General features: G+C 37.8%; 10 protein-coding genes. All 10 read right to left on the bottom strand.

The window, feature by feature from the left end:
- Window positions 1-3: 3 nt before the first annotated feature.
- The 10 genes from IGI72_RS03860 to IGI72_RS03815 all read right to left on the bottom strand — a co-directional run bounded on the left by IGI72_RS03860 (window position 4) and on the right by IGI72_RS03815 (window position 12,522).
- On the bottom strand, window positions 4-333 hold the full coding sequence (locus IGI72_RS03860) for a hypothetical protein (protein WP_218193493.1): 330 nt from the start codon (window positions 331-333) through the stop codon (window positions 4-6).
- Window positions 330-554: a hypothetical protein gene (locus tag IGI72_RS03855; RefSeq protein WP_218193494.1), complete on the bottom strand. Its 225-nt coding sequence runs from the start codon at window positions 552-554 to the stop codon at window positions 330-332. The genes IGI72_RS03860 and IGI72_RS03855 overlap by 4 nt, the downstream gene beginning before the upstream one ends.
- 15 nt (window positions 555-569) lie before the next feature.
- Complete coding sequence (locus IGI72_RS03850) at window positions 570-1,385, bottom strand: hypothetical protein (RefSeq protein ID WP_218193495.1); 816 nt, start codon at window positions 1,383-1,385, stop codon at window positions 570-572.
- Window positions 1,386-1,491: 106 nt separating this feature from the next.
- Entirely contained in the window at window positions 1,492-3,321 is a 1,830-nt protein-coding gene (locus tag IGI72_RS03845) for a hypothetical protein (protein ID WP_218193496.1), read from the bottom strand.
- A gap of 57 nt (window positions 3,322-3,378) precedes the next feature.
- The gene (locus IGI72_RS03840; protein ID WP_218193497.1) at window positions 3,379-3,837 is read right to left on the bottom strand and encodes a hypothetical protein; all 459 of its coding nucleotides are present in this window, start codon (window positions 3,835-3,837) and stop codon (window positions 3,379-3,381) included.
- A 210-nt stretch (window positions 3,838-4,047) separates the two neighbouring features.
- Window positions 4,048-8,805: an MSCRAMM family protein gene (locus tag IGI72_RS03835; RefSeq protein ID WP_438753235.1), complete on the bottom strand. Its 4,758-nt coding sequence runs from the start codon at window positions 8,803-8,805 to the stop codon at window positions 4,048-4,050.
- Between the two features lie 791 nt (window positions 8,806-9,596).
- Entirely contained in the window at window positions 9,597-9,914 is a 318-nt protein-coding gene (locus tag IGI72_RS03830) for a type II toxin-antitoxin system PemK/MazF family toxin (protein ID WP_438753232.1), read from the bottom strand.
- Window positions 9,901-10,176, bottom strand: coding sequence for a type II toxin-antitoxin system RelB/DinJ family antitoxin (locus IGI72_RS03825; RefSeq protein ID WP_005225277.1), 276 nt, complete (start codon window positions 10,174-10,176; stop codon window positions 9,901-9,903). Before IGI72_RS03825 ends, IGI72_RS03830 begins: the two co-directional genes overlap by 14 nt.
- A 929-nt stretch (window positions 10,177-11,105) precedes the next feature.
- Window positions 11,106-11,594, bottom strand: coding sequence for an AAA family ATPase (locus IGI72_RS03820; protein WP_034868317.1), 489 nt, complete (start codon window positions 11,592-11,594; stop codon window positions 11,106-11,108).
- A gap of 538 nt (window positions 11,595-12,132) precedes the next feature.
- Window positions 12,133-12,522, bottom strand: a complete 390-nt coding sequence (locus tag IGI72_RS03815; protein ID WP_438753230.1) for a DUF4430 domain-containing protein — start codon at window positions 12,520-12,522, stop codon at window positions 12,133-12,135.
- Window positions 12,523-12,569 lie beyond the last annotated feature (47 nt).

Raw genomic sequence — 12,569 nt, 5'->3', positions numbered from 1 at the left:
TTGTTATCCTCCGATCCAACCCCAGAAAGTATCTCTGATCCAGTCAAAATTGACGATTACAATGGCACCTACAATCGCACCAATCAATAATTTTTTAGCCCATGACTTGATTTCTGCTCCTAAGAATTGGGCGCCACCAAAAAGAATGATAATGATCCCGATTCCGATATTTGCGATTGCTTTGAATTGTGTGCCTGCACCGGTTTCAATATCTTTCAATGTAGTTTGAACATCCGCAAAGGCAGTTAAGTCAATTGTGAAAAATAAAAAAGCCATTGCCCAAAGGACAAAAGCCAATCCTAACCATTGATAACCTGTTCTCTTTTTTGTCATTCTACTTCTCCTCCATGGATTGCTTGTGTTGGTTGACTTACGTCGCTTTTTTTCGTTTGTTGCAATTTTTCGTCCATTAATCGATCAAGGATTTTTTCTCCTTGCTCGTCCACGAACTTTACATGTTGTTCATGCAGCCACTCATCATACTCCATGCCGTCTAAAGACATGAGTTTGATTGTTTTTTTCTTGATTTCCGATCGTTCTTTTTTAGTAGCCATGCCACTTCTCCTTTCTTATTTTGGTAATTTGATAGTAAACGGCACTTCATAGAGCATCAAAAACTCTCTTTCTTGAAAGAATTTCTTCGTAGGTACTTTTTTTACATAGTGTTTCTTTACGCCATATGCTTCATAAGCATAGCCATGCTCTTGAAAAAGATCATTTAATTCGAGATCCGGTTTTACAGCCACGCAGTAATCAAAGTCAAAGATTCGTTCTAGCTTCGTTGTCACTTCTACTGTGATTTCAGCGGCTGTTTCCCAAAGTCGCTCCTTTTCCTGGATAGCTTCCTCTTGGCTTGAAAAAGATTTGTGCCATACTTTGCCGTCCTTTTGATAATTATATGACCACCTTCTAAGCTCGCCCTTAATGGCGTAGCCATTTATAACATAGACATCATACGCAACCGGCAGGAGAGGATACTTCAATGTCCATACTGCTGAGTTTCCGCAATTTGCTACTATATCAGCTATTTTTCCTCTTTGTTCTAGTTCGTCGATTTCTCGAATGGAAAAAAGACCCAATTCTAGTGAAGCTTCTAGCAGCTTCTGTAAAATCGGGTACGCACCTTCTGATTCTTGAAAGAACTCGTTGTTTACTGTGTCGATATGCATTGCAAGACATCTTAAGCAAGTCAAGTAAAGTTCTAGTGGTGAGCGTGTTAGGTTATTCAGTTGAATCGTTCTTTCAAAATTCTTGTACTGTCCTTCTTTTTTTAGCTCTTTTGGGACCACTTTAACAATAAACCCTTGATACACATCTGAAGGTTCAAATATTGCATCTAAAATTGAAATGAGCAGCCTTTTAATAGCAAGTTCTTTTTCATTCAAGGACTATTATCTCTCCTTTCTTATCGGTGGAGAACGACTACAAGGATCGTACGGTTCCTTCACGCCATCAAATCCTCTCACCATTTATTATTCTATTAAAGATTGTTCAGACGTCTGGAGTCTGTAAATCCACTTGTTCATTGATCTCAAGATCAGAACTATCAGTGTGTTCGATCAGTTCCTCTTTAGAAGGTTCTTCTAGTGCTGCTTCAACAGAATCTAAGTGATTTTCGGTAGGTAATGACGTGTGATTCTCTGTTTCTTCAGGAACCTGATTTTCAGGAACTACTTCACTATTTTCCCCGTCCCCACTAGGTGTATCCGACTCATTCTCTTCTGTTTCTGGATCTTCACTTGTAGCAGAATCGTCTTCTACAACTGTAATGATTGTAAGAATGGTTGTTGATTTTCCGTGACTATCTGTAGCGGTTATTGCGATTTCATAAACGCCTGGTATATCTGTACGAATGGAATACAAGGTTTCTTCATCAACCGATATAGTTGGTGTCAGGTGATTTTTATCGTCTTCTTTATCAGAAACTGAAATACTATCTAAAAAGGCTTGTGGATTAAATGAATCGCCAATTTTTAGTGTTTGATTGCTTACTGTAACGACAGGAGCCTCATTTACAACTTTCACTGTGATAACCTTATCGTCCACCTTTTTGCCGTCACGATCGGATACATTTCCGATTTTGATAGTGTAATTACCTTCTTTCCTTAAATCAAGATTATTCTCTAAAATATTATCGTTTGTCAGTTCAATCGGATAACCATCTCGGTCATCTTCTTTATCTGTAACAGATAGCTGATTTAGAATCGAGAATGATTCGTCGATCGATACCGTATATGAAGATTCACCCTGAATGACAGGCGCTTCATTTTTAACGAAGAATCGGATAGTTACAGGCACTGCTTCAAAACCTTTGCTGTCTGATACCGTTGCAGTCACCAAATATTCTCCCTCGATTCCAGTATTGACAGTTGAGAGGAATTCAATCTTCTCTTGTAAATTCCCATCCTCTGGATCTGTGGCTGTAAAATATTTAACCATGTCAATAGATTCGTGAATCGATACTTCTATTGTGGTAGCAAAAGCATGAATTTTGGGTCTGCCATTTACTTGTACGGTGATTGTTGCTGTATCTGAATAACCAAATTTATTTACCGCATGAATGATCATGGTGTTAGTTCCAACACTAAGCGTACTATTCTCAATCCACACACTTGGTGACTTATCCATTGAATCAAAGACAGAATAGTAGTTACTTACATCAAAAGAATCGCCTTCGTTCAATTCGAAGTAGGATTGACTAACAACAATTTTGGGCTTTGACTCAACTGGCAAGATAGGCGTTGGTTCTGGATCAGGAGCCGGACTAGGATCAGGAATAGGCGTTGGTGTAGGTAGAGGTGTAGGTTCTATTTCCTCGTCTTTATCTGTTTCTTCAACATCTTTTCCTACTAAAATAGGACCAAGCCCTTCGTTATCGGTATTAACTGCCAAATCTTTTCCTGAATTTTTTTCTTTTTCCGTAGTTTCCGTTACTTTGGCTACTTCCTTCAGCTCTGAAAGTGTTAGCAATGACTTAGCAGGGCTTGTTTCTTCACTGGAACCTTGAATACGGGAAAAAATAGAATCAAACAAGCCTGAATCTGCAGACGTTGTGTCACTGCTTTTTTTCTCATCATCTTGTTTTTGGTCAGTACGATCACTCTCAGATTGGGTTTTAGATTGCGAAGAACTATTTGTATTCTGATCTTGGGAACTGGTTGTTACACGTTCCATATCCTTGAATTCACTTTTGGATGACGAATTTAGAGCATTAATTCCGAGCGCTGTACTGAAAAATATCGCTCCTAAGGCGACAGCTATAACTATTTTTCGCTTATTACTCGGCGTTTTTTGAGAGCGAGTCTCTTTTTCTTCACTCATAGCTTCCTCCTAATAGGTTATTTTTTATGCGCAATCGCACTTTTTCGAATAGCAATTTTACGCTTCTTCGCTTTTTTTTGCCGCTTCTTGTTTTTGTAAATAGGCTTGATATTTTTTATTAATATGAAAAAGAAGCTCAATTTGAGAAGGCCGAAGGTCTTGTTCTTCAGAAACGATAAATTCAAAGTGTGACATCTGAAAGATATCTTTCCCCTCATATGTTTGTTCTGTTTGTTCACTGTCGATATTAAGGACAACTGGTGTTTTGTCTTTAAAACCAATCAAGTCTTCCACGTTGATCACGATATTACTGTTGCTGCCAACGATTAGGCCTAGTTTTTGAACGCCTAAAATACTGGTACGTGTGACCGTATTGTTACGAATAAGCTCGCCAAGACGGCTTTTCGATAACTGAACCGTCGTTACTTTTGTTCCTTCCTCGTTATAATTTAGTAGGACGTCTAGTCCAAGTGATAGATGTAAAATCCCTGGATCATGGTGCAAGGTTTCACTCATTTGATTTCCTCCAACTCTGAAATTTTATTTTGTATATTTTGATCTGAACTCGTCGATTTGGTCTGCTCGACCAGCCACAACACAACATGCGTAGACAGCTAATACGATACAGGCTGCTATAACGACAAAAATGCCAATAAGCATTGCTTTTAACATACTCATGATCTCCCCTCAAAAAAGGGAAGACCATGAAGGCTCTTCCCTTTCGTTTTATTTATTCATCTGTTTTTTTCGTAAGAAGAAATATCCCAAAGCCACTGCTAGTAATAAAGCAGCACCGGCTACCGTCAAATAAAGAGAAGTCGTTGATCCTGTTTTTGGCAACGTCCCTTTCTTCACTGGTGTAAGAGCTTGTTGTTTGTCTTTACCATCGAAGTTATGCTCACAGTCCTTTTCGCCTGCTTCGTTGTAACCAACTTCCTTGAAGAAGAAAGTCGTTCCTTCAGGGTATTTAGACGTGTCTACTTTCGTTTTCACTTGTTTAACGATCGTCGAGTCATTCACCACGTAATTAATTTTTCCAGAAGTCCAAATATCGGTCATTTTTCCATCTGGTGTTTGAGCAACTAGAATCGCTTCAAATGCTCTTTCAGTGCCGTCTAAGACGTTCTCATGGCTCAGGTCTACGTTGTCATAGGCGTTGATAATATCCCCGTGAGTGAACGTCTGTGTCTTATTGTCACCGGTATGTGCTTTCGTGCGAATAGATACTTTTGGTGATATGAATGTAACGGTTTGTTCGTCATTCTCCAATTCGTCATGGCGGCCGATTTCCTTCGTTTTGTCTTTGTCTTCATAAATGACATGCGTTGCAGTCAGACGTGTGCTGTCTTTCAACGTGCCTTTTGGCAAGGACAATTCTGTTGTGAACTCAAACGTTCCTTCCTTGTCTGTTGTGATCTCAGACGTAGAAGTGGATACGACTTCTTTTGTATCACGATTGACATATGCTGTATCAACAAAATACGTGTGACCTGGTTTCATACCATCGACTGCTACATAGTCCGTTAATTCATTATCAATATCAGGATTTGCTTGTTTTTTCCCATCTTTTGTCGTCGCAAATTTTGTCGTGATCTCTAACGGTTTGCGGAAGTTGACTGCATTTACTTCAATCACAGACCCATCTTCTTTAGGTGTGACCGTAAAGCTTAAATCGTCAGTATTGTCTTCGTACCAGTCTAATGGACGAGATTCAACGAATTTGTAGTTTCCAGTTGGAAGATTTTCAACAACGATCTCCCCAGCTGCATTCGTCGCATGTTTAGAAATCACTGTTTCTGTTGTCGTTTCTTCACCGTTTTCGTCAATCATTGAATCGATACGAACTAAATCAAACGCTACATTTTCTAGTGCTTGACCGTCCAAATCATCGGTTTTCACTAATTTGACCGTCGCACGGGCCAATTTATTAAGAATTGGATTTCTAGCAATCCGTGTTAACGCTTGTTTATTTTCTGCAAAGCTGTCTGCCCATACATGGATCTCATGTTCACGATCATTCGTTGCCGGTGTGTAAGTGAAGAAGTATTGCTCTTCGTTTAACACATGATCGCTACCAGCGTCCACTTCTTGCAAGTAGTAATCGGCTTTAATATTCGGCAGCAGCATGTTTTCAAAAGAAAGCACACCGTCATTTACTACTGCATAGCCTAATGTAGTACCGGCTTTCAGTGTTGTATCACCGATTTGTAAGTCTTGTCCGGTTCTTAGTGCAAATACTTGGCCATTATTGGCATTTTCCAATTCAACAACAGCTTTTCCATCTTCCCATCCAGTGATCACTTCCTGTTGTTTGTGACCATAAATATTGATTTCTTGAAGATAGTTTTCAGCAGTTGCCGTAGTTGAAGTAATATCAACGTTTTGACCTGCATAAGTAATTTCAAAAGGAATCGGTTGAGTGTCTTCCAAATTCACACCAGCAGGTGCGCTCGTTTCGACCAATTCATAAGCCCCGATATACAAGAAAGCGTCTGTTTGGAAATTCCCTTCAGAATCAGTGGTCCAAACTTTATCTTCTCCGTCTTTTTGTAAGAATTCACCAGCTGTAAAACGAATCGTGCCTTCAGCTGTCACGATATCTTCCGTTGGACGGATCTTGAAACTGAAGCCTTCGCCATTTGCTTGATCGAATTGAATCTCAGAATAGCTGCCATACTCGCTTTCTTTTGTTTCAACGGACATAGCCGTTTGAACCGTTTTGTGTAGGGTCACTTGTCCTTTTTGGTTGTCATTTTTGATCGTAACAACCACAAGACCGTCTTTTTCTTCACCGGTCACTTCAAAATCAATCGTGTTTTTCGCCACCACGTAGCCTTCAGGCGCTTTTACCTCTTTGGCATAGTATTTCCCAAAAGCAAATTGCGTAGGCAACTGAAGGACGCCTTCTTCGTCTGTGTAGAACACAGATTGTTCTTTGCCTTGAAGATCCTGCATAACTAATTGTTCGCCGGTGGTTTTTGAATAGATTTCAAAGCCAGCATTTGAACGAACGATCGTTTTTCCTGTTTCAGCATCAACTTTGACAAATTTCACCTTGGCTTCTTTTACTTTATTTTCAATGACATAGTGGAAACGTTGACCGTCTTCGCTGATCGTCACTTTAAAGTCTGCAATACCTGTATATCCGTTTGGTACTTTCGTTTCGGATACCACATAGGTTCCATAAGGCAATTTATCAAATGACACATAGCCTTGCTTGTCTGTGAGTGCTTTACCAACGACTTCTTTCTTGCCAAAGTCTTGTGTAACGGTAAATTCGACGCCTTCAAGAACGGTTGGTTGGTCTGAAGGATCTTTCCCTGTCAACCAGTTCCAGGCTGTCGTGTACCAGTTGTAATTTACGGTCTTGATCAAATCAAATCCGCCAGTGATCACTTTGTTTTTCTTTACTGCAGTCGCTTGTTTGGCGACGCTTGCTGTTTGACCTGAGTATTCAACAGAAAACTCAACCGGCGTTTTATCTAAGACGTAGCCGATCGGCGCTTTCGTTTCTAAAAAATAGTAGGTGTCGATCACTAAATCATTGACCGTCAGCTGTCCCTTGTCATTGGTGGTATAATGACCGATTTTCTTGTTATCTGACTTGCGGAACAAATCGAATTCTGCACCGGCAAAGGTTGTATCCCCTTGAGAAACAGTACCCGTTTCGCTATCTTGTTTTGTGAGAACAACCGAACCTTTTTGTTCTTGGTTTTCAATTTTTTGATCTACGTTCGTGATTTCAACGTTTTGACCTGCATAGGTGATTTCAACTGTCCAAGTATTCGTATTTAACAAATACCCTTCAGAAGCAGCTGTTTCTTTCAGCGTGTAGGTGCCTAAAGGAAGGGACTTTGTTTTTGCCTGCCCTTTTTCATCCTTTGTGATTGTAGCAACTGGCGTGCCGGTTGCTTTTGATCCAGCATAAACCTCAAAAGTATTACCCGCCAACGTATAATTGCCATTCACCATATCTTTTCCAAACTCCACACCAGACTTATCGATAGAAATCGAGCCTAACTGGCTTTTGTTTGTGAACGTAACCGACTTCGTTTTGTTTGCTTCAATCGTGAGTGTTTTCTTTTCCGTATTCAAAACATAGCCGGTTGGTGCTTTTACTTCTTTGATTTCTAAGACAGTTCCTGTATCCCATGTACCAGAGATTTTTCCGTCTTTATCGGTTGTTTTGGTTTCCGTTTTGTTGGTCGTTTTATTCGTGATCTCAAATTGCGCTCCGGCTAATCCTTTGCCGTTTTCGTCGACTTTAATGATTTCACCTTGACCTTGTAATTCAATGTTCAAGCTTACATTGAAGAATCGAGGGTCACCAATTCTAGCCTTCATAACATCTTGTAAATAAGGCGCTGAGTAAATAATTGTTGCTCCTTCGTATTCAGCTGCAATTTGATAGCGTAATGTTAGTGTCCCTGATTCCTTACTATCTGATTTTGGTGTAATTTTTAACGTATTGCCTGATTGAGATACTGTCATATTAGCAGTATCAGCTGTCACTTTGTATTTTGGTAAGTTACCTGTCGTATCTGTTAATATTAACGTCTCTCCAAGTTTTACCGTGTAAGATTTACCTGCAAATGAAGGTAGTGTAAAGAAGCTTTCTACTTCTTCCAAAATATTCTTACGGAACGTATTGTAGCCTGATTGACTAGCCATACCCGCATAATCATATATACTACCCGAAGTTACTCGGGTAGTGATTTCTTGTACCAAGCGCTCTGTATAAAAAGCATTGACGACAGATTTTTGTTTTTCCCATCCATAATAAACAGCTAACGAAGCCCGAATATACTTGTCTTGGGAAACCTCTGACGTTGTATAGGGATAGTTTGCACCCCAATTCAAGGGAACCCCAGGTTCAATACACCAGAGCATACCACCATTTGCATCTTTTTTCGCATACCATCCTAGTTCAGAAATGCCATTCGAATACGTCCACCCGATTGTAGACGAACCATAATCACGGTTCACATAAACCGATTGACCCGCTGCTTTTGCCATTCGTAATCTGATTGGATTTGGGTTTAACATGTTTTGAACTTCTTGAATAACGGACAAATAGTCGTCTCGATAAGAGGTTCCATTCGTACTAACGATCGTGCCATCAGCGAGCATTTCGTATCCTTGTTCACGGAGGTAATCATAAACCGATTGATCCGCCTCTTCAGTTGACGGTTGCGTCGCTTCTTCTGCTGTTTCACTCGTCGGACTATCATTTGCATTTTGACTCTCTCCGATTTTTTCCTGTTGATCAGTCTTCGTATTTGTCGATTGATCGGAGGAAGTGGTGCTGGTTTCTGCTTCTTCTGTGGCCGATTCTACTACTTCAGTTGCAGTAGTGTCTTCTTGTACTTCTTGTGTCTCAACCGTGTTCACTGTTTCTGCCAACACAGATACAGGTTCAACGATCGTACCACTCAAAGTCAGAAACAGCATGAGAGTAGTCATTAATTTTTTTACTTTACTCATAAGTACACTCCTTTTAGTTAGTTGCAATAAAAAAAGACAGATTTGATAATCTGTCTCAATTCATCGCTATATTCATATTCGCTAAATTTAGTTTTTATAATTCTTTTCAAATTGTTTTTCTATAGCACTTTATTTGTTAGATTTGTTTTCCATAAAGCCAACGTTTTTCTTGAATTCTTCTAATTTTTTTCTTTATTAACTTATATTTGTTTATGCTTTTTAGTGTTAAAAAACATTTCAAAACCTTGGTATACCTATTAAAATTCAACATATCCAAAGCATTTTCAAACTAAATAAAACTATCAATTATTTAACTCTTAATCAGCGGGTCGCGGGTTCGAGCCCCTCACGGCCCATTGGGTGCCAAACCCACGGAACAGATAAATGTTGGTGCGAAAGCATTTCGAAAACATTTATGCTGTTCCATTTTTTTGGTTATAATTAATTTATTGCCAAGTGAATAAGAAGAAATGCCTTGCTGTCAAAAAGTTTCTTATTTAAATGATGTATGTAAGAGCTATGCTTTTCGAAAAGTTTTTTTCTACGAGATGACTGAACTCTTTGCACGTGAAATGCTTCGTTTTTCCATAAATTAACTGAGTCAGATAATTTGTGGAAGTAATAGCTTCTGTATAAATCCAGTGAGTGCTTCGCTAGTTCAAAAACCTTTACAGTAATTTTTTTCTCACTATTACCACTACAAATTAGATATGAAATCAAAAAAATCACTACCTAGTCCTAATGAAAAGGTAGTGTATTTTTAATGCTGTTCATTCTTCTAAGAGCGATCCTTAAGAAACTCTTCTAAATGATTCAAATCTTTCTGAGATAGTTCCCCTATCTTTATATTTAAAATCTATTTTTTCTTTAGAAAGAACGAATAACGTTCCTGTGTCAATCCAAGACTCTTTTTTTAAATTTGAATCTTGCCAATCATTGATATGAAAATAAAGCTTTTTTATGCGCTCTGATTTGTGTTCAAACTTGCTTGTAATCGCATAAAAAAGAACTTCATTTTCACTATTCTCAATAATCAAAACTGGTCGTCTTTTTCCTTCTGGTTTACCCACATAAGCCACATACATTGAAACTATTTTATTCATCTTCATCCAACCAAGCCTCGAAAGCCTTATTATCATCTATCCTCGTCACATTAGTAGATTTTTTCGCTAACTTAGCAATTCGCCTTGCTTGCTTTGTTTGTTCAGAAAGTTTTACCTCAAAGGGTAATCCCCCTTTTTCTATGACTTGTTTATAAAAAATAGTAATTGCCGTAGTGGGATTCATTCCTAAATCATGTAAAATATCTTCTGCTTCCATTTTTAGATCTTTTTCAACCGCAATCTGAATTCTTTCTTTTTCCTTCTTCATAACGCACCTCCAAAAAGAGTTTTTTATACTCATATTATACTCTATTTGAACGCTATTTTCACTTACTATACTCATAAATAAATTTATTTTTCGCATAAGAAATCTAACTTCTTCAAATTACCTAACTTTTAGTCAGTGGGTTTGACACCCAATGAACAGGTAAATCGTGGCGCGAACCCCTACTTATATTATCTCCATGTATTCTTCAAAAAATCCATGGATATTACACTAACACTAATTATCGTAACACCATAAAACAAGGAGCATAACTTGTTAACCTATGTCATGTCCCTTGTTTTTTTAATTCAGGTATTGATAAACTAAATACATAAACCATACTAATCCTATTATAAAAAATAGATTTAAAATGTTTTTATTTATTTTTCTTCTTTGCTCTCCAAAGTATGGCGACCTTTTTTGCCAAAGCAATTTCCTGTTTTTCACATCAGAAAAAAACAATCTTAAAACTATAAATAACACAGGAAGAGAAAAATTTAACACTATATAAAAATATCTGTAGGATCTCCAATTATAACTAACCCTATCAAAATAAATAATATAAAAAGAAAAATTAGTTTATACTGAACTTTCATAACTCACCTATACAATCAATTGATTTTATTCTATTTGCATTCTGAAGGTTCTGAGGGGACGATCGTCATTTTAAAATAGTTCTCCTATTTCTTACCCTCTTTTACAATTTTGGCTGATCTAATTCCTCTCATCAGCAATTGGATACAAATTTCGTAATAGCTGCTCTTATTCTTCATTTGGGGTGGTCACCGCTAAATTATTTCTTCTATCGAAGAATGCAACAAGAAAAGAAATTGCCAATCACTATTTTGCTTCTAGCATGACTGTCCTTCGTGTCCTGCACAGGAATAAGACTAACTGTATTGAAAAAGAGTAAAAAACGTTTTGATGCTACTTCATATATTCTTTTGCTCGATCACTACCTCATCTTCATTTACCGGTTCTTCGAATCCTGAAAAAAACCGTTGAAGGATTTCTTCTGTAATAGGAAAAGCGGAATTTGCAGTTTGGACTTTGTTTCTGATCGCTAATCGTTTTCGTAAAGTATCATAATCAGCTTTTAGATAGATTACTTTAATCGTCACATCATATGCTGCCAGTAGTTCTCTATAGGCGTCTCGGTGACTTTTAGCCCAAAAACTAGAATCGACAACTACGTTTTTTCCTTCTTGAACAGCCTTTACTGTAAGCTCTTTCAATTTAACTGAAGATAATGAAGAAACTTTTGCATATTTCTCCGAAGGGTAATCAACACCATAAACGCCATAGTCTTCCCAAATCAATTCATCTATTGCTAATCTTACATAGCCTTCTTGCTCTTTTTGTTTTGAGTAAGTGGTTTTGCCTGCACCACTAACGCCACACATCAAAAGTACCTCAACCATTATTCTCCTCCTACCTTTTCTGATCAATAAACAAAGAGAACGAAAAAACCTTATTTGTAATCAACGCTCATGTTTTAGACCACTGTTCGCCACCCACATCTGATAATACAATGATAACATTGTTTTTATGAACAACAAGCAGATTGGGAAACAATCGCAAGAAAAATAGTAAGTAAAACCATATATTAGAGAATAGAAGCGTTAGCCACTTAAGCTAACGGATAAATCAAATTTTTGTCCATTTCCACTCTACTATAAAAAAATTATTTTCTACAAAAAATAGGAACGAAAGCCAAAATACGAAAGAAACATCATGGCTAAAACTTATGTATGTAATGGTATCTTTATTTCTATTATTCCAATTTTAAAATAAAATAAGCCACCACTCCAAACTATGATAGAAAAACAAGAATAGACTCTTGAAGAGAACTTGAATGCAAAACTGCCTCCAAAATCAACGCAAGAGTCTATCTGTATAGATAAAGATCTTTATGGGCAAGTTCTTTTGCACCAATAAAGATCCTTAGAATCAAACAAATCAGAATGCTTTCAAATCAAATGTGATAGTGTCATTGTTCTTTAAAATCAACGCTTGTGCCCCTTTATCGGTCATTTCGTCATTGACGGTATAGACCCAAAATAGATTGGCTTTTTGATCTTGACTGATGCCGTCGATAGAGGTGATAAAGCCATCTTTTTCTTTGATCGCAAAGTTTTCTTTCATTACTTCCAGCAGCGACTCATTTTCTCGGAACGTTACTTCTTTTGAGGTCACAGTTTCTTGATTTTGGATGACGATCGTAGCTGTTCCTTGTTCTTGCTTCAAGGAACTTTGCTGCGTGCTTTCTGGCGTTACACTTGCCTGTTGGCATCCTGTAGCGACGAGTAGTGTGCTCACTAGCATGAATACGACAAATACTTTTTTCATCTATTTCTTCCTCTCCAATAGTCAAAATACTAATCGTTTTTCTATCC

Source organism: Enterococcus sp. DIV1059_2, from assembly GCF_051713685.1.
GTDB lineage: Bacteria > Bacillota > Bacilli > Lactobacillales > Enterococcaceae > Enterococcus_D > Enterococcus_D casseliflavus.
The sequence above is the reverse complement of the archived record's forward strand: the minus strand, read 5'-3'. Positions and strand labels throughout refer to the sequence as shown.

What these genes read in the sequence shown, in the direction of transcription:
- IGI72_RS03845 (WP_218193496.1), bottom strand. Translation starts at nt 3,321, where the DNA reads ATGAGTGAAGAAAAAGAGACTCGCTCTCAAAAAACGCCGAGTAATAAG.
- IGI72_RS03860 (WP_218193493.1), bottom strand. Translation starts at nt 333, where the DNA reads ATGACAAAAAAGAGAACAGGTTATCAATGGTTAGGATTGGCTTTTGTC.
- IGI72_RS03840 (WP_218193497.1), bottom strand. Translation starts at nt 3,837, where the DNA reads ATGAGTGAAACCTTGCACCATGATCCAGGGATTTTACATCTATCACTT.
- IGI72_RS03820 (WP_034868317.1), bottom strand. Translation starts at nt 11,594, where the DNA reads ATGGTTGAGGTACTTTTGATGTGTGGCGTTAGTGGTGCAGGCAAAACC.
- IGI72_RS03825 (WP_005225277.1), bottom strand. Translation starts at nt 10,176, where the DNA reads ATGAAGAAGGAAAAAGAAAGAATTCAGATTGCGGTTGAAAAAGATCTA.
- IGI72_RS03855 (WP_218193494.1), bottom strand. Translation starts at nt 554, where the DNA reads ATGGCTACTAAAAAAGAACGATCGGAAATCAAGAAAAAAACAATCAAA.
- IGI72_RS03835 (WP_438753235.1), bottom strand. Translation starts at nt 8,805, where the DNA reads ATGAGTAAAGTAAAAAAATTAATGACTACTCTCATGCTGTTTCTGACT.
- IGI72_RS03815 (WP_438753230.1), bottom strand. Translation starts at nt 12,522, where the DNA reads ATGAAAAAAGTATTTGTCGTATTCATGCTAGTGAGCACACTACTCGTC.
- IGI72_RS03830 (WP_438753232.1), bottom strand. Translation starts at nt 9,914, where the DNA reads ATGAAGATGAATAAAATAGTTTCAATGTATGTGGCTTATGTGGGTAAA.